The sequence below is a fragment of the Staphylococcus sp. Marseille-Q5304 genome (assembly GCF_943737015.1).
Lineage (GTDB): Bacteria > Bacillota > Bacilli > Staphylococcales > Staphylococcaceae > Staphylococcus > Staphylococcus hsinchuensis.
The window spans coordinates 830,853-849,359 of sequence record NZ_CALSFP010000001.1; the positions used below are offsets into that span (position 1 = coordinate 830,853).

An 18,507-nucleotide genomic window follows, 5' to 3' on the forward strand; every position below is an offset into this window, starting at 1 on the left:
AAATATGGAGGTACACTATGTCACAGAAAGTACTTGTAGTAGATGATGAGCAGTCAATTGTAACCTTGTTAAAATATAATTTAGAACAAGCAGGATACATAGTTGATGTAGCATATGATGGGGAAGAAGCTTTAGATAAAGTAAATACATCTAATCCAGAACTTGTCGTACTGGATGTTATGCTACCTAAAAAAGATGGAATTGAAGTTTGTAAAACAATTAGATCAGATAAGAACTTAGTTCCAATTTTAATGCTTACAGCAAAAGATGATGAGTTTGACAGGGTTCTAGGTCTTGAGCTCGGTGCAGACGATTATATGACTAAACCGTTTTCTCCAAGAGAAGTTGTGGCAAGAGTCAAGGCAATACTAAGACGTTCTGCGATGATCAATGAAGCTAAAACCGTTGAAAGTGATGAAGCAGATATTATTATTGGCTCGATTCGTATACGTCCTGAATACTTCGAAGTATATCGAGACGAAGAATTATTAGAATTAACGCCGAAGGAATTTGAGTTATTACTTTATCTAATTGAAAGACAAGGAAGAGTAATAACACGAGAACATATGTTGAACTCAGTTTGGAACTATGAGTTCGCAGGAGATTCACGAATTGTGGATGTACATATTAGTCATTTAAGAGATAAATTAGAAGAAAATCCTAAACAACCAAAACTTATAAAAACTGTGAGAGGTTTAGGATATAAGTTGGAAAGACCTAAAGCCTAATGCTCAAGTTTCACCAACGACTCTTACTATTATTATGTACAATTGTCATTTTGAGCTTTATTGCTCTAGGCGGTATTATATCTCATGTGATATATGATACGGTGACAATGAGTCAACAAGGTGATTTAGAACATCAAGCAAAGCATTTTGCAAGTTTATATGACCATGACAAACAACGCGAAATTCAAGATGTTGCAAAAAATAAGCGACTCACTGTAGTAATAAAGCAAAAAAACGAAGACAATGAAATTTTTTCCACAAAACAAGGATTACCTATCAATGAGCATATTAATAATGCAGCAAATCCTTCGAATTTAATCTACGATAAGGTAGATGATGACAATCGATATACTTATAAAACACCTATTAACCATTACGATGTTTTAATCACAGGAGTTAATAATAATATTTTAGCTTTACAAATTCAGGTTTGGAAGTATACAGGTTTGATTGGCATATTTGTATTATTTATTATTTTCTTTGTGGTACGTAGTATAAACCGAACTTATATACGTCCAATCAACGAAGTAACTTATGCGACTAATTTATTAACTGAAGGGTACTATCATGTCCGTGTACCTGAAAGTAATGTTAAAGAAACACGCGAACTTTTTGTTACAACGAATGAATTAGCACGTAAATTACAAACGTTAAACCATAAACAAAAGTTACAGTCTAATCGATTGAAGACGACGGTTGAAAATATTCCAAGTTCGATATTAATGATTGATCGTTATGGAGAAGTTGTAGTCGCTAACAAATCATATTATGAAGTATTTACACCGGAAGCAACGGTGGAAAATAAAAACTATAATGATTTTATCAACCCTAAGATACAAAAGTTAATTTCAGAGACATTTAAAGTTGAAAAACCTATTTATGATCAAATTGAATTGAAGATTGATCAAGTTCATGAAAAATACTTTGACGCGGCATGCGTGCCGATTTTATCTAAATCACGAAAAAATTTATATGGTATGGTTGTCGTACTACACGATATTACTAACTTAAAGAAATTAGAAAATTTACGTCGAGAATTCGTAGCAAATGTATCTCATGAGTTGAAAACACCGATTACTTCGATTAAAGGTTTTGCTGAAACTTTACTTGATGGCGCTAAAAATGATGAACAAACGCTGACAGATTTCTTAAAAATTATCTCCAAAGAATCGGATCGAATAGAAACTTTAGTATTTGATTTACTAGATCTTTCACATATTGAACAACAAACTGAAATTGAAACAGATTTAATTAGTTTGTCAGATATAGCTGAGTCAACAATCGAAAATATGTATACAATCGCAGAAGAAAAAGATATTTCGATAATAAATCAAATTCATCCTGATATTGTAATAGATGCAAATAAAGACAAAGTTTCTCAAGTTGCTGTAAACTTATTATCAAATGCTATTAGTTATTCTAAAACAGGTAGCGAAGTCATCGTCAGAGTCTTTAAAGAAGGTAACAAACGCATGTTGGAAGTTGAGGACTTTGGTATTGGTATTAGTGAAGAAGATCAGAACCACATCTTCGAACGCTTTTATCGTGTTGATAAAGCGAGAAGTCGAGATTCAGGTGGCACAGGGTTAGGATTATCAATAACAAAACATATTATGGAGGCGCATAATGGCCGAATAAATGTTTATAGTGTGCCAAATGAAGGTTCTACATTCAGAGTGACTTTCTTTGAAAACGAAGATTAGACTAACTACAAATTAACATAAGAAAAGGCTGGAACATTTTAATGTTTCAGCCTTTTTATTATAAATCTTTCATGAGAAGAATATGAGTAACGTTTATAGATAGATTCAATGAACTCTACAAGTGTTCAAGGATTATATATGATAAAATATAAGATAAATATGTGTTGGAGGTTAATTATAGTGAATAAATTAGTCTTAATTGATGGTAATAGTTTAAGCTTTAGAGCATTTTATGCATTACCACTGCTACAAAATAAAGCTGGCATTCATACAAATGCAATATACGGTTTTGCAATGTTGCTTGAAAAAATTTTAAAAGAAGAACAGCCTACACATTTCTTAGTGGCATTCGATGCTGGTAAAACTACTTTTAGACATGAAACGTATGGTGAATACAAAGGCGGACGTCAAAAGACGCCACCAGAGTTAAGTGAGCAATTCCCATATGTGCGCCAATTATTAGATGCATATCAAATTAAGCGTTATGAATTAGAAAATTACGAAGCTGATGACATCATCGGTACATTAAGTACAAAGGCAAGTAATGAAAATTTTGAGACGATCATTATTACGGGCGATCGAGATTTAACGCAACTTGCTACAGGTAATGTAACGATTTATTACACTAAAAAAGGTGTGACTGATGTCGATCACTATACGCCTCAATTTATCGCTGAAAAATATGATGGGTTAGAACCGAAACAAATTATTGATATGAAAGGTTTAATGGGAGACACTTCAGATAACATACCAGGTGTTGCTGGTGTAGGTGAAAAGACCGCTATTAAATTATTAAAGCAATTTTCAACTGTAGAAAATGTCTATGACAATATTGATGATGTATCAGGTAAAAAACTAAAAGAGAAATTAGCCAATAGTAAAGATGATGCGTTAATGAGTAAAGAGCTTGCAACCATTAATGTAGAAAGTCCAGTTGAAGTATCATTAGCGGATACAAAATTACCGGTCGAACCAGATACAAATGACAAGATTGAATTATTCAAGAAATTAGAATTCAAACAGTTGTTAGATCAAATGGATGCACAAAGTGAAACGCAAGACACAGAAGCAAAGGAAATTAGCGTTATAACTGAGTTTAATGACGTAGATTTTAATAAGCTAACTTCTGCCGCGATACATTTTGAAATTGACGGTATCAACTATTTAAAAGAAGACATTTTAAAATTCGGACTGTTCGATGGTACAAATCATTACGTTATCGATGCAAAACAAATTAATGAGTACCCTCAATTAGTTCAATGGTTAGAAAGTGATAAAACTGAAAAAATCGTTTATGATGCGAAGAAAACTTATGTGGCAGCACACCGCTTAGAGATTGACGTGAAAAATATTCAATTTGATATTATGTTGGCGAGTTATATTATTGATCCATCTCGAAGTATCGATGATGTGCACTCAGTAGTAACACATTTCGGTCAACATTACGTGCAATCCACTGTCTCGATTTACGGTAAAGGTAAGAAGCGTCAAGTTCCAGAAGATGAGACATTAAATTATCACATTGCTACGATTACTGAGGCAATATCTGAATCTCAAAAATATATGGAACAACAATTAGAAGAATACAACCAAACTGATTTACTTAATGATTTAGAGTTACCATTGGCTCGCATTTTAAGCAAAATGGAAGAGATTGGTATTTACACTGATGTTGATGATTTGAAACAAATGGAACAAGAAATCCAAAGTAAATTAGACGTCTTAATTGATAATATATACGAAGCAGCAGGTGAATCATTTAATATTAACTCACCAAAACAATTAGGTGTCGTGTTATTTGAAACTTTAAAACTACCAGTAATTAAAAAGACCAAAACTGGATATTCTACGGCAGTAGATGTGCTAGAACAATTACAAGGTGAACATCCAATCATTGATCACATCTTAGAATATCGTCAACTATCAAAGTTACAATCTACGTATGTAGAAGGGTTACAGAAAGTAATTAGTGATGATCAACGCATACACACACGCTTTAACCAGACGTTAGCACAAACGGGAAGATTATCATCAATCGATCCAAATTTACAAAACATTCCAGTTCGTCTAGAAGAAGGTAGAAAAATTAGAAAAGCATTCAAATCAACAGATAAAAATAATGTAATTTTCTCAGCGGACTATTCACAAATTGAATTACGCGTATTAGCGCATATTACCCAAGATGAAAGCATGAAGAAAGCATTCATAAATGATGAAGATATTCATACGGCTACGGCAATGAAAGTATTTGGCGTTGACGCTGATGAAATTGATTCAAATATGCGTAGACAAGCAAAAGCTGTAAACTTCGGTATAGTTTACGGAATTAGTGATTATGGTTTAAGTCAAAGTTTAGGCATTACGCGTAAAGCAGCTAAAAAATTTATAGATGATTATTTAGATAGTTTCCCAGGCGTTAAACAATATATGGAAGATGTCGTAAAAGACTGTAAAGCACAAGGCTTTGTAGAAACATTGCTTCATCGACGTCGTTATATTCCAGATATTACAAGTCGAAACTTTAATTTAAGAAGTTTTGCGGAAAGAACTGCAATGAACACACCAATTCAAGGTAGCGCTGCAGATATTATTAAATTAGCCATGGTGAACTTTGATCGTGAAATTGAGAAAACAGATTTTAATGCTAAATTATTATTGCAAGTTCATGACGAATTAATTTTCGAAATTCCTAAAGATGAGGTCGAATCATTCGAACCATTTATTGAAGAAATTATGGATAATGCTTTAAAATTAGATGTCCCACTCAAAGTAGAATCAAGCTATGGACAAACGTGGTACGATGCAAAATAGAAAGTAGGTCAATATATGCCTGAATTACCAGAAGTAGAACATGTTAAAAGAGGCATTAAGCCTTTTGCCAAAGGTCAAAAAATAGAGTCTATTACTTACTCTGATAAAGTGCAAGAAGGTAAAGCTGCAAATAAAGAGACGATTATTAAAGGTTTAGAATTGGATACGTTTAAAACGTTTACCGAACAATATATCATTACTGATATAGAAAGAAGAAGTAAATATATTGTCTTTTATTTAGAAAAAGATGGCGATCAGAGAATATTGCTAAGCCATTTAGGCATGGCAGGTGGTTTCTTTGTTGTTGATGAGCTAGAGGATATTGGAAATGCGAATTATCGTAAACACTGGCATGTCATTTTTCAATTAGATAATCATAAACTATTAGTATATTCAGATATAAGACGATTTGGAGAAATACGCAATTTACCTTCATTTGATGCGTATCCATCATTTTTAGAAATAGCACCTGAACCATTTGATGAAGAAGCACTGCCACATTACATGGCTTGTTACGACAAGTCCTATTATCAAAATAAACCTATTAAACAAATGATTCTTGACCACCGCGTCATTGCAGGTTGTGGTAATATATATGCTTGTGAGGCATTATTCCGTGCAGGTATTCATCCTGCGACCCTACCTAATGATTTAAATCATCAACAACGAGAAATGCTTTTTTATTATGTTCGTGAAGTACTTCAAGCGGGTATAGATAGTGGAGGTACAAGCATTTCCGATTACCTTCATGCAGATGGTAGTAAAGGGACAATGCAATTACATTTGAACGTATATAAACAAAAATACTGTAAAGTATGTGGTAATGAAATAGAAACAGCGGTAATAGGGGGACGAAATAGTCATTTTTGCCCTCATTGCCAGAATTAAGGAGAGATGAGTCATGCCAAAAGTTATAGGCTTAACAGGGGGAATTGCTACTGGCAAATCAACAGTAGCCGAATTATTAGAAATTCATGGTTTTAAAATAGTAGATGCTGATACAGCTTCGCGTCAAGCAGTGGAAAAAGGGTCCCCTGGACTTAATCAAGTTAAAGAAAAGTTTGGAGACGAAGCCATTGATGAAGATGGCAATATGAATCGTGCATATGTAGGTGACATTGTATTTAACCAACCAGAAAAACGATTGGAATTAAATGAAATTGTACATCCAATTGTTCGCGAAATCATGGAACGTGAAAAACAACAATATTTAGATGCTGGTCAAGATGTTATTATGGATATCCCATTATTATTCGAAAATGACTTACAAAATACTGTTGATGAAGTATGGTTAGTTTATACTTCAGAGAGTATTCAAATAGATCGTTTAATGGAACGCAATGATTTATCAATGGAAGATGCAAAAGCAAGGGTCTATAGTCAAATGTCTATTGATAAAAAGCGTCGTATGGCTGATCACGTTATCGATAACAGAGATTCAAAATTAGAATTAAAACAAAATTTAGAACGTCTATTAGTAGAACAAGGATATTTACAATCTTCTGAAGAAGATAATGAATCAGTATAACTTTAATAATTTTAATGAGCGAGACAGAAATCTATAGTTTAGTCGTAGATTTCGTTGTCTCGCTTTTTTTATTTTAAAGGTGAAACGGTATAAATTGCTTTGAATATGTCATACTAATTTAAAATAAGGAGTAATTTTAAGCTTCTTATAGCAATGCATATAATTTTTTAAAAATCAATATAAATCCCGACAGAAAAGTGAAATGAAAAATTTTATTTTAATAAGAAAACGCTTTCTAAAATGTATTATTTTATGCTATACTATTTTTTGTAAAGTATAACACATAAACGAGGAGTGCTATCAATGGCGACAAATATTGCAATTAATGGGATGGGAAGAATCGGACGTATGGTGCTACGCATCGCTTTAAAAAAGGATGATTTAAATTTAGTAGCAATCAACGCGAGCTATCCTCCAGAAACAATTGCTCATCTTATTAACTTTGATACTACACACGGAAAATTTGATTTAACTGCTGAACCAACTGAAGATGGTATTAAAGTAGGAGATCAACAAATTAAGTTAATTTCTGAAAGAGATCCTGAAAAATTACCTTGGGATGAACTAAATGTTGATTTAGTTATCGAAGCAACAGGTAAATTTAACCATGGTGATAAAGCCGATGCACATGTTAAAGCAGGTGCGAAGAAAGTATTACTTACAGGCCCTTCTAAAGGCGGTAAAGTTCAAATGGTTGTTAAAGGCGTAAATAATGACCAATTAGATACTGAAACTTATGATATCTTCAGTAACGCATCATGTACTACAAATTGTATTGGTCCCGTTGCTAAAGTATTAAATGATCAATTTGGCATTCAAAATGGATTAATGACTACAGTTCATGCAATTACAAATGATCAGAACAATATTGATAACCCACATAAAGATTTACGTCGTGCACGTTCATGTAATGAAAGTATTATTCCAACATCTACTGGTGCAGCTAAAGCGCTCAAAGAAGTGTTACCTGAATTAGAAGGTAAATTACACGGTATGGCATTAAGAGTTCCTACTAAAAATGTTTCTTTAGTAGATCTTGTTGTAGATTTAGATAAAAATGTTACTGTTGAAGAAGTTAACCAAGCATTTAAAGATAACGATCTTGGTGACGTAATTTCAACTGAAGATGCACCATTAGTTTCAATGGACTTCAATACAAATCCATACTCAGCTATCATCGATACACAAAGTACAATGGTGATGGAAGATAATAAAGTTAAAGTTATTGCTTGGTACGATAATGAATGGGGTTACTCAAATAGAGTAGTTGAAGTTGCGCAACAAATTGGTGAATTAATTAAATAAAATGAATGTTTTCTTAAACATAAAGATATTTGAAACATAATGTACTCAAACAGGTAAAAAGCAATTTCTATTGAAATAATATAGAAATTGCTTTTTTCATATATTAAATTATTTTTAGCATTAAGTTTACTGATGTTATAACAAATGTCTCACCATATGTATGGTAAAAATATTAAAATGATAACCTTTAAAGTTTAAATAGTTTCACTCTATGGAGTGAATAACTTTTGAATATTAATCACAAATAGTCATTCTTTTGTGTCATAGACATTTATAGTATAATGTAAGTTAATCAAATTGAGAGGGTGATAATTCGGTGAAGTGCCCGAAATGTAATTCGACGCATTCTCGTGTTGTGGACTCTAGACATGCGGATGAAGTGAATGCGATTCGACGCAGAAGAGAATGTGAAACATGTGAAACGCGTTTTACAACGTTTGAACATATAGAGAAAAGACCATTGATCGTCGTGAAAAAAGATGGCACACGCGAACAATTTTTAAGAGAGAAAATATTAAATGGTCTTGTGCGTTCATGTGAAAAAAGACCCGTGCGCTATCAAAAATTAGAAGAAATAACTGATAAAGTTGAATGGCAATTAAGAGATGCAGGGCAAGCAGAAATTTCATCTAGAGATATAGGGAATTATGTGATGGATTTATTGATGGAAGTGGATCAAGTTTCTTATGTTAGATTTGCCTCTGTATATAAAGAATTTAAAGACGTGGATCAGTTATTACAATCCATGCAAGGTATTCTTTCAGAGGATAAACGGAGTGATGATTAATGGGTTTACAATCAGAAGACTTTGGATTAAGACCACATGATAACTTTACGGTCATAAGACATTTTGATTTAACTCAACATCATTTGGATATATTAAATCGTCTGTTCACCCCTTTAACTGGCCCAAATGCGATAGGTGTTTATCATTATCTCAATCAATTCGTAGCTCAGCAATCTTCTGATGTATTAACGCATTATATTATAATGAGTGAGCTTAAAATTAATTTAATAGACTTTCGTAAAAGTATGGATTTATTGGAAGCTATCGGACTTGTTCAATCTTATGCAAAACATGATGAACAACTTTCATCTTTTGTTTATAAACTCGTTCAACCTCCGTCTGCTAAACAATTTTTTAATGATCCGATGTTATCTGTTTATTTATTTAGTGAAGTGAGTAAACAGCGTTATTTACAGTTAAAGCAATACTTCGAAACGCATGATGACGTCAATTTAGCTCAATATCAAAATATTACTCGTAAGTTTACGGATGTGTTTAAAGTACCGCGTCATTCTGTTAATGAAGATACGCAACATATTCAAGGTGAAGAAACATATGATGGAGTAGATTTGTCAGAAATTAAATTTGACTTTGAACTATTATATGACTTGTTGGAATCTCACTTTGTCAGCAAACAAATTATAACGCAAGATGCGAAGGCCTTAATTATTCAACTTGCAACTTTATATGGGTTAACGCCAGAAGCTATGAAACGGATTATTTTAAAATCTATCACGAGTGCACAAGAGTTGTCATTTGAAGAATTAAGAAAGCAAGCTAGGTCATACTATTTAATAGAACATGAACAACAATATCCATCGTTACAAGTCAAAGAAAATGACAACAAAGTGTCCATTTCACAATCGACAGATGTCACAACTCAAGAGAGTAAAGCAGATGATTGGTTAGAACAGTTAGAAACGACGAGTCCTATAGATATGCTTGTGTCATGGTCAGAGTCTGAACCAACTTTTAAACAGAAACTGATGGTCGAAGAATTAATAGAACGCGAAAAGTTGCCATTTGGTGTGATTAACATATTACTTCAGTTTGTCATGTTAAAGGAAGATATGAAACTTCCGAAGTCTTATATTTTTGAGGTAGCATCTAACTGGAAAAAATTAGGCATCAAAACGGCGAAACAAGCATATGAACATGCTAAAAAGGTAAACCAACCGAAAACAAATCAATCATCAAATGAAAAAGGAAAAGCAACTTATCGTCAACAACAATTACCTTCAAGAGAAATGACACCAAAATGGTTAGAAGAACGAGATAACCCACAATATCAAAATAAAGATACCGTTGATGAAGACTTTGAACGAGATAAAGAAACATTTCTTAAAGAATTAAAGGAAACATGGAAGGAGGGTGATGAATGAAATCTTTCAACCAAATCATGGGTGATTCAAAGGCTTTAACAAACCGCATTGAAAAAATTAAAAAGAACGTCGTCAATAATCCCGATGTCAAAGCATTTCTTCAAGAACACCAAGCTGAAATAACAAACGCAATGATAGATGAAGATTTAAATATTTTGCAAGAATACAAAGACCAACAAAAAGTGTATGACGGCCACCGATTTGAAGATTGTCCAAACTTTGTACAGGGGCATGTTCCCGAGCTATATGTCGATCAAAACAGAATCAAAATTCGCTACTTACAATGCCCTTGTAAAGTGAAGCATGATGAAGAGAAGTTTAACGCTAGCTTAATCACCTCACATCATATGCAACGAGATACTTTAAATGCAAAGCTCGATGATATTTATTTAAAAGGTAGAGGCAGACTTAATATTGCTAAAGAAGCACATGAAATTTGTCGAAAGTTAGTTGATCAAGACGATTCTGTGAAAGGTTTATATTTATATGGACCTTTTGGTACAGGTAAATCGTTTATTTTAGGTGCCATGGCAAACCAATTAAAGTCTAAAAAGATTCCTTCAACAATTATATATACACCTGAGTTTATACGAACGTTAAAAGGCGGATTTAAAGATGGTAGTTTTGAAAAAAACTTGCAGAAAGTTCGAGAATCAAATATCTTAATGCTCGATGATATCGGAGCAGAAGAGATTACACCGTGGGTAAGAGATGAGGTTTTAGGACCGCTTCTCCATTATCGTATGGTTCAAGAACTTCCAACATTCTTCAGTTCAAATTTAAGTTTTGAAGAATTAGAGTTTCATTTATCGGTCTCTCGTGCTGGTACTGATAAAACCAAAGCGGCGAGAATTATGGAGCGCATTAAAACATTAGCAAAACCATATTTCTTAGAAGGCGAAAATTACCGGAACGATTGAAAATTATAACAAATGATGTATAATATAATTAAATCTAAATCGAAGTGAAACGAAACAAAGACATGATGTATAAACTAGAACTTTACAGAGAGTCAAAGAAGATGAGAATTTGGCAAGTTCATTTATACATTACTACTTTGTCAATGATGTTGTAATGAACATCCGGCTCAAGACCGTTATCTTAAGTAGAGTAGAGTGGCTTTCTTATAGTTAGTCGCTTTTATTTAGGGTGGTACCGCGAAGACCTCGTCCCTTTTGGGATGGGGTCTTTTTCATTTTCAACCATAATTAATTGGTACATCACGTGCAACTTCGATTTAAATTTCAAAAATAGGGAGGATATATCATGGATCAAATTAATATTACATTTCCTGATGGTAATTCAAAGGCGTTTGATAAAGGTACAACAACTGAAGAAATTGCACATTCAATTAGTCCAGGTTTAAGAAAAAAAGCAGTCGCAGGTAAATTAGACGATCAAATGATTGATTTAACAAGACCGATTGAAGAAGATGGGGCACTTGAAATCGTGACGCCTGGTAGTGAAGAAGCATTAGAAGTATTACGACATTCTACTGCACATCTTATGGCTCAAGCATTAAAAAGATTATACGGCGATGTGAAATTTGGTGTCGGTCCTGTTATCGAAGGTGGTTTCTATTACGACTTTGATACAGACGAAAATATTTCTTCAGATGATTTCGAAAAAATTGAAAAGACAATGAAACAAATTGTTAATGAAAATTATTCAATTGAACGAAAAGTGGTAACTAGAGAAGAAGCTAAATCATTCTTTAGTGATGACCCATATAAATTAGAATTAATCGATGCGATACCTGAAGGCGAAAATGTAACGTTGTATTCTCAAGGTGAATTTACAGATTTATGTAGAGGTGTCCATGTACCTACTACTGCGAAGATTAAAGAATTTAAACTTCTATCTACTGCAGGTGCTTACTGGCGTGGAGATAACGATAATAAAATGTTGCAACGTATATACGGTACAGCATTTTTCGACAAAAAGGATTTAAAAGCACATTTACAAATGTTAGAAGAGCGTAAAGAACGGGACCATCGTAAAATTGGTAAAGACTTAGAGTTATTTACAAATAACCAACTCGTAGGTGCAGGTTTACCATTATGGTTACCAAACGGGGCGACAATTCGTCGAGAAATTGAACGCTATATTGTTGATAAAGAAGTGGAAATGGGTTACGACCATGTGTATACACCAATCATGGCAAACGCTGATCTTTATAAAACATCAGGCCACTGGGATCACTATCAAGATGACATGTTCCCTACAATGAAATTAGATGAAAACGAAGAAATGGTATTAAGACCAATGAACTGTCCTCACCATATGATGGTCTATGCTAATAAACCGCATTCTTATCGTGAATTACCTATACGTATCGCTGAATTAGGTACAATGCATCGTTATGAAGCGAGTGGTGCCGTTTCTGGTTTACAACGTGTAAGAGGGATGACACTAAATGACGCACACATCTTTGTAAGACCAGATCAAATTAAAGAAGAATTTAAACGCGTCGTAAACTTAATTATTGATGTATATAATGACTTTAATTTCGAAGATTATTCATTCAGATTAAGTTATCGCGATCCTGAAGATAAAGAGAAATATTTCGATGACGATGAAATGTGGAATAAAGCCGAAAGCATGTTGAAAGAAGCGGTTGATGAATTAGGTTTACAATATGAAGAAGCAATTGGCGAAGCAGCGTTCTACGGTCCTAAATTAGACGTGCAAGTACAAACTGCTATGGGTAAAGAAGAGACATTATCTACAGCGCAGTTGGACTTCTTATTACCGCAAAAATTTGATTTAACATATATCGGTAATGATGGAGAACAACATCGTCCAGTAGTGATCCACCGTGGTGTCGTTTCTACAATGGAACGTTTTGTTGCCTTCTTAACTGAAGAGACTAAAGGTGCATTCCCTACATGGTTAGCGCCTAAGCAAGTCGAAATCATTCCAGTAAATGTTGATTTACACTATGATTATGCGCGCTCTTTACAAGATGAACTTAAATCACAAGGCGTAAGAGTTGAAATTGATGACCGCAATGAGAAAATGGGATACAAAATTAGAGAAGCTCAAATGCACAAAATCCCATACCAAATCGTAGTCGGGGATAAAGAAGTTGAAAATAAAGAAGTTAACGTTAGAAAGTATGGCTCTCAAGACCAAGAAACAATGGAAAGAGATGAGTTTATTTGGAACTTGGTTGATGAGATTCGTTTGAAAAAACAAAGATAACTTGAAAAGATAAATTATTTAATGTATATTGTTAATCAGTGAAATTAATAAAAATTTGAGTTAGAGGTTGCATTTTTAAGGAGTAATTATCCAGAAATCATATGGGATACATGTTGGATTGATGAAAGGTAAAAATGCCGAAGCTTTTATTGCCCATATACAATAAGAGTTGGGTCAGTTACCGAAAGGAACTGGACTGTCACATATGTGATGTGCTACCTATATAAGTGTTTGAGTTAAGGGTGCATATCAAAAGGTATGCACCCTTTTAATGCTGGGTTATTGATTTACATGATAGAAGCAAAAACGTAATTTTATAAATATTAGTATGTATTACGTTCAGCAACTCATGAAATTTAACCTTATAGAAAGTTAGCCTCTAAGTTTAAAGAAAGGAAGCTTTTATGGCAAAACAACAAAGTCAAAATGATGGAGTACAAAGAGGTTTAAAAGATCGCCACATATCCATGATTGCAATAGGTGGATGTATTGGTACAGGTTTATTTATGACGTCAGGTGGCGCTATACATGATGCAGGTGCATTAGGGGCATTACTTGCATATACGATTATTGGTGCAATGGTGTTCTTCCTGATGACCTCGTTAGGAGAAATGGCCACTTACCTTCCAGTTTCGGGGTCATTTAGTACTTATGCTACACGATTTGTAGATCCCTCACTAGGATTTGCATTAGGGTGGAATTACTGGTTTAACTGGGTCATTACGGTGGCTGCAGACGTCACGATAGCCGCACAGGTAATAGAATATTGGACGCCATTGACAGCTATCCCGGCATGGGTTTGGAGTTGTTTATTCCTAGTAATTATCTTCGGTTTAAACTCACTTTCAGTTAGAGTGTACGGCGAAAGTGAATATTGGTTTGCATTAATTAAAGTAGTTACCGTGATTATATTTATCATCATCGGCTTACTTACGATATTAGGTATCATGGGTGGTAAGTTTGTTGGCTTTGATACATTTACTAAAGGTCAAGGTCCGATTTTAGGTGATGGATTAAATGGTAGTTTACTTTCAATATTAGGTGTATTCTTAGTTGCAGGCTTCTCTTTCCAAGGAACTGAATTAATTGGTATCACAGCTGGTGAATCTGAAAACCCAGAACGTGCAGTACCAAAAGCAATTAAACAAGTCTTTTGGAGAATTTTACTGTTTTATATTTTAGCTATTTTCGTCATCGGTATGTTAATTCCTTATGACAGTTCTGCGTTGATGGGCGGAGAAGATAGTGTGGCAACTTCACCGTTTACTTTAGTATTTAAAAATGCAGGCCTTGCATTCGCAGCCTCATTTATGAACGCAGTTATTTTAACTTCGGTATTATCTGCTGGTAACTCAGGTATGTACGCTTCAACGCGTATGCTATATTCTATGAGTAAAGATAAACTAGCATTTTCAGCATTTGGAAAAACAAATAAAAATGGTGTACCTTATATCGCATTGTTAGTAACAGGACTACTTGTTATCGGTATATTCGTACTACAACATTTAAGTGGAGATGCTTACCAATATATTGTTGCAGCAAGTGGAATGACCGGATTTATAGCTTGGGTCGGTATTGCGATTAGTCATTATCGTTTCAGAAAAGCATTCGATAAACAAAAACACGATAAATCTAAACTGAAATATAGAGCCACATTGTTCCCATTTGGACCAATATTTGCTGGGATATTATGTGTGATTGTTATCATCGGACAAGATGTTGACTTTATTAAAACAGGGCACTTTGATTTAAATCGATTTATTATCACATATATGGGTATACCAGTGTTCTTAGTCTTTTTCCTATATCATAAACTACGTTATAAAACGAAAAAGATACCATTGGATAAAGTTGACTTAAGACAAGATGTCCAAATGGAAGAATTCGAAAAAAATAAATAAAATAGTCTTGACTTAATTGTGTATTGTTGCTATCATGGTCAATGTTGAATACGAAACGAACCAAGTAGAGGCTCCCGCTTCTCACCTGTAGCGACGCATATGCAGTTGGCAGGTCTATAGTACATGAGTACGATTATCATGTGTAAAAGAGGGCGGGTATATTGTATACTCGCTCTCTTTTTGCTTGGGATAATTTCGTAAAAAAGTTGGAGGTGTCAACCATAGCAAAAGATCAAACTCAAGTTAACGAAAAGATTCGCGCAAAAGAATTACGACTTATTGGACAAGATGGAGAGCAAATTGGAGTTAAATCTAAAAATGAAGCGTTAGAAATGGCAGAACGCGTAGGTTTAGATGTAGTTATTATGGCTCCTAATGCTAAACCACCAGTTGCTAAAATTATGGATTACGGTAAGTACAAATTTGAGCAACAAAAGAAAGAAAAAGAAATGAAAAAGAAACAAAAAACGATTAACGTTAAAGAAATCCGTTTAAGTCCAACGATTGAAGAACATGATTTCCAAACTAAGTTGAAGAACGGCCGTAAGTTCTTAACTAAAGGTGACAAATGTAAAGTTTCAATCCGTTTCAGAGGACGTGCGATTACGCATAAGGAAATTGGTCAACGCGTATTAGAGCAATTCGCAAATGAAACGAAAGATATTGCTACAGTTGAACAAAAACCTAAAATGGATGGACGTCAAATGTTTATCATGTTAAGTCCAATTAACGAAAAACAATAATCGAAATTAGTAGGAGGAAATGAATCATGCCAAAAATGAAAACACACCGTGGAGCAGCTAAACGTGTTAAAAGAACTGGTTCAGGTAAATTAAAACGTTCTAGAGCTTTCACTTCACACTTATTTGCAAACAAAGAAACTAAACAAAAACGTCAATTACGTAAATCTGCTTTAGTTCACAAATCAGATATGAAACGCGTAAAACAATTATTATCTTATAAAAAATAATCGAACGATATAACAATTGAAATATAATTTTTGAGGAGGAGTTATTATGCCACGAGTTAAAGGTGGAACAGTAACAAGAGCTCGTCGTAAAAAGACGATTAAATTAGCTAAAGGTTACTTCGGTGCTAAACGCACATTATATAAAGTAGCAAAACAACAAGTAATGAAATCAGGTCAATATTCATTCCGTGACCGCCGTCAAAGAAAACGTGATTTCCGTAAATTATGGATTACACGTATTAATGCGGCAGCACGTCAACACGACATGAGCTATTCAAGATTAATGAATGGTTTAAAGAAAGCTGAAATCGACGTAAACCGTAAAATGCTTTCTGAAATTGCTATCTCAGACGAAAAAGCTTTCGCTGAATTAGTATCAAAAGCAAAAGAAGCATTAAAATAATAAAGACGATACATTTTCAAAGTGATAATTTCTACTATTATATGTAGGAGTTATCACTTTTTTATTATTATAAATTTCCATACATAAATCACAGGAATAAATATAGAATCGTGTGTAAGCGTGATGATATTTTGATATCTACACTGCATTTGATAAAATAACAAAGAAGTCATATATGAAGGAGATACTTATGTCTAAATTTGATGAAATGATCACAGTTGTTCCAAGAACAATTTTATTTTCAGATGAAAAAAATCAATTTAATGGATTTTTAGATAAAAATTCACCCCAGGGTCAAGAAATTTTTGATACGTTACAGCAATATGAAGTTAAACGTAGAGGTGATATGGAAGAAGATCCATCCTATAAACAACTCGTTTCATATTGTTTATTAGAAAATGAACATGATGAGTTATTGATTTATGAGCGTCTCTCAGGTGGAGGTGAATCTCGTCTTCACGGCCAGTCATCAATTGGTGTCGGTGGACATATGAATGAAGTTCCAGGGGCAGACTCTATAAATGAAGTGCTAAGAACAAATGCACAAAGAGAATTAGAAGAAGAGGTTGGCCTTTCACAACAAAAATCACAAAATCTAACGTATACTGGATTTATTAATGATGATACGAATGAGGTAGGAGAAGTTCATTTAGGTGTCGTTTTTAAAATTAAGGTCAATAGTAAAGATGTAGAGGCTAAAGAAACTGACACATTAAAAATTAAATGGGTAGATCAAAACAAAATTGACAACTATGATGAATTTGAAACGTGGAGTTCATTAATATTACAAGCGTTATAATAGAGGTGTATTTGAATGTCTGACATTATTCCGTTTCCCCGTTCTCAAGATAAGTTAATAAGGGAGATTAAACAGTCATTTAACAAAGATAAATTTGATCAGACTTATGAACTTTTTGAACAATATGAACAACAATTTGAATTAGATGAACAAATGTCATTACTCAAATGTGCATTATTGTACCAAATGGGTAGTTACCTAGAATTAAGAGAAGAGGCTATCATTTTATTGAAGCAAGGCATCACTAAATATGATGATTTAATGATTTATTATATTAAAAGTTTAGAAGGTTTAGGACAATACTTTGAAGTGGTAGAAGTGATAAATCAGGTTATAGATGAAGTTCATAATCACAAGACACGTATGGAATTATATCCTATTAAAGAACGTGCGTTACGAGAATTAGAGAAACACAACGAACACGCTTCAGAGTTGCTTCAACAATTTGATGAACTATCATTACGCGAACAGATAAATACAATCCTAATGCTTATAGATTTTAATGAATTCCACTATAAAGAAACAATTGTTAACATCTTAGTCCATTCTGATTTAGCGCCCAATGTAGTAAGTATTATGTTAGAATATTTACGCTTTGCTCAGTATGACAATGAAATTGAAATTACAAAGTTAAAGCAAAAGGTCTCTGTTAATCCCAATCATTTAACAGGGCTAGAGCACACTAAGATCAAGGAACAAATCATTCCTCATGTAATTGGTCGATTAGAAGATCAAGTAGCGACGATTACTACTGAGGCGCTCCATTTAATGAATAATCACGCGATACTCCTTTATCCTATTGACGTTGAAAGCATTGCATCTATAGACGATTGGATATATGCATATACAAATTATTTCAAGTCAATGGTTAACTTAGAAAAGCGTGACGATCAACACCCTGTAATTAAATATCTCGAACAATTAGATAGTCAATCATAATTAAAGTATGTAGTTCAGGGTAAATTAAATATTGAAAATAAATTTCA

The 18,507-nt window shown here is 33.6% G+C and carries 16 protein-coding genes, 1 riboswitch and 1 other annotated feature; all 16 genes read left to right on the forward strand.

The window, feature by feature from the left end; all coding sequences use genetic code 11:
- The first annotated feature begins 17 nt into the window (after window positions 1-17).
- Window positions 18-728 (forward strand): response regulator transcription factor, encoded by a 711-nt coding sequence (locus NGI30_RS04195; protein ID WP_251519946.1) that lies wholly within the window; start codon window positions 18-20, stop codon window positions 726-728.
- Window positions 728-2,431 (forward strand): two-component system histidine kinase PnpS, encoded by a 1,704-nt coding sequence (gene pnpS, locus NGI30_RS04200; RefSeq protein WP_251519949.1) that lies wholly within the window; start codon window positions 728-730, stop codon window positions 2,429-2,431. Before NGI30_RS04195 ends, pnpS begins: the two co-directional genes overlap by 1 nt.
- Before the next feature lie 180 nt (window positions 2,432-2,611).
- Complete coding sequence (polA, locus tag NGI30_RS04205) at window positions 2,612-5,242, forward strand: DNA polymerase I (protein WP_251942808.1); 2,631 nt, start codon at window positions 2,612-2,614, stop codon at window positions 5,240-5,242.
- A 15-nt stretch (window positions 5,243-5,257) separates the two neighbouring features.
- Window positions 5,258-6,130 (forward strand): bifunctional DNA-formamidopyrimidine glycosylase/DNA-(apurinic or apyrimidinic site) lyase, encoded by an 873-nt coding sequence (gene mutM / locus NGI30_RS04210; protein WP_251519955.1) that lies wholly within the window; start codon window positions 5,258-5,260, stop codon window positions 6,128-6,130.
- A 13-nt stretch (window positions 6,131-6,143) separates the two neighbouring features.
- A complete protein-coding gene (gene coaE / locus NGI30_RS04215) occupies window positions 6,144-6,770 on the forward strand; it encodes a dephospho-CoA kinase (RefSeq protein WP_251519958.1) in 627 nt (208 codons plus the stop codon).
- Between the two features lie 303 nt (window positions 6,771-7,073).
- Complete coding sequence (gap, locus tag NGI30_RS04220) at window positions 7,074-8,075, forward strand: type I glyceraldehyde-3-phosphate dehydrogenase (protein WP_251519961.1); 1,002 nt, start codon at window positions 7,074-7,076, stop codon at window positions 8,073-8,075.
- Between the two features lie 316 nt (window positions 8,076-8,391).
- A complete protein-coding gene (nrdR, locus tag NGI30_RS04225; protein ID WP_251519964.1) occupies window positions 8,392-8,862 on the forward strand; it encodes a transcriptional regulator NrdR in 471 nt (156 codons plus the stop codon).
- On the forward strand, window positions 8,862-10,244 hold the full coding sequence (gene dnaB / locus NGI30_RS04230) for a replicative helicase loading/DNA remodeling protein DnaB (RefSeq protein WP_251942810.1): 1,383 nt from the start codon (window positions 8,862-8,864) through the stop codon (window positions 10,242-10,244). The genes nrdR and dnaB overlap by 1 nt, the downstream gene beginning before the upstream one ends.
- Window positions 10,241-11,164, forward strand: coding sequence for a primosomal protein DnaI (gene dnaI / locus NGI30_RS04235; protein ID WP_251942812.1), 924 nt, complete (start codon window positions 10,241-10,243; stop codon window positions 11,162-11,164). Before dnaB ends, dnaI begins: the two co-directional genes overlap by 4 nt.
- 346 nt (window positions 11,165-11,510) lie before the next feature.
- Window positions 11,511-13,448, forward strand: a complete 1,938-nt coding sequence (thrS, locus tag NGI30_RS04240) for a threonine--tRNA ligase (protein WP_251519974.1) — start codon at window positions 11,511-11,513, stop codon at window positions 13,446-13,448.
- Window positions 13,449-13,501: 53 nt separating this feature from the next.
- Window positions 13,502-13,674, forward strand: a riboswitch (Lysine riboswitch).
- Window positions 13,675-13,852: 178 nt separating this feature from the next.
- Window positions 13,853-15,349, forward strand: coding sequence for an amino acid permease (locus tag NGI30_RS04245; protein ID WP_251519979.1), 1,497 nt, complete (start codon window positions 13,853-13,855; stop codon window positions 15,347-15,349).
- Between the two features lie 56 nt (window positions 15,350-15,405).
- Window positions 15,406-15,536, forward strand: a sequence feature (ribosomal protein L20 leader region).
- Between the two features lie 25 nt (window positions 15,537-15,561).
- On the forward strand, window positions 15,562-16,092 hold the full coding sequence (gene infC / locus NGI30_RS04250) for a translation initiation factor IF-3 (protein WP_251519982.1): 531 nt from the start codon (window positions 15,562-15,564) through the stop codon (window positions 16,090-16,092).
- A 26-nt stretch (window positions 16,093-16,118) separates the two neighbouring features.
- Window positions 16,119-16,319, forward strand: coding sequence for a 50S ribosomal protein L35 (gene rpmI / locus NGI30_RS04255; RefSeq protein ID WP_251519985.1), 201 nt, complete (start codon window positions 16,119-16,121; stop codon window positions 16,317-16,319).
- A 46-nt stretch (window positions 16,320-16,365) separates the two neighbouring features.
- Complete coding sequence (gene rplT, locus NGI30_RS04260) at window positions 16,366-16,722, forward strand: 50S ribosomal protein L20 (RefSeq protein WP_251519988.1); 357 nt, start codon at window positions 16,366-16,368, stop codon at window positions 16,720-16,722.
- Window positions 16,723-16,912: 190 nt separating this feature from the next.
- The gene (locus tag NGI30_RS04265; RefSeq protein ID WP_251519991.1) at window positions 16,913-17,521 is read left to right on the forward strand and encodes an NUDIX domain-containing protein; all 609 of its coding nucleotides are present in this window, start codon (window positions 16,913-16,915) and stop codon (window positions 17,519-17,521) included.
- Window positions 17,522-17,536: 15 nt separating this feature from the next.
- Complete coding sequence (locus tag NGI30_RS04270) at window positions 17,537-18,460, forward strand: hypothetical protein (RefSeq protein ID WP_251519994.1); 924 nt, start codon at window positions 17,537-17,539, stop codon at window positions 18,458-18,460.
- Window positions 18,461-18,507 lie beyond the last annotated feature (47 nt).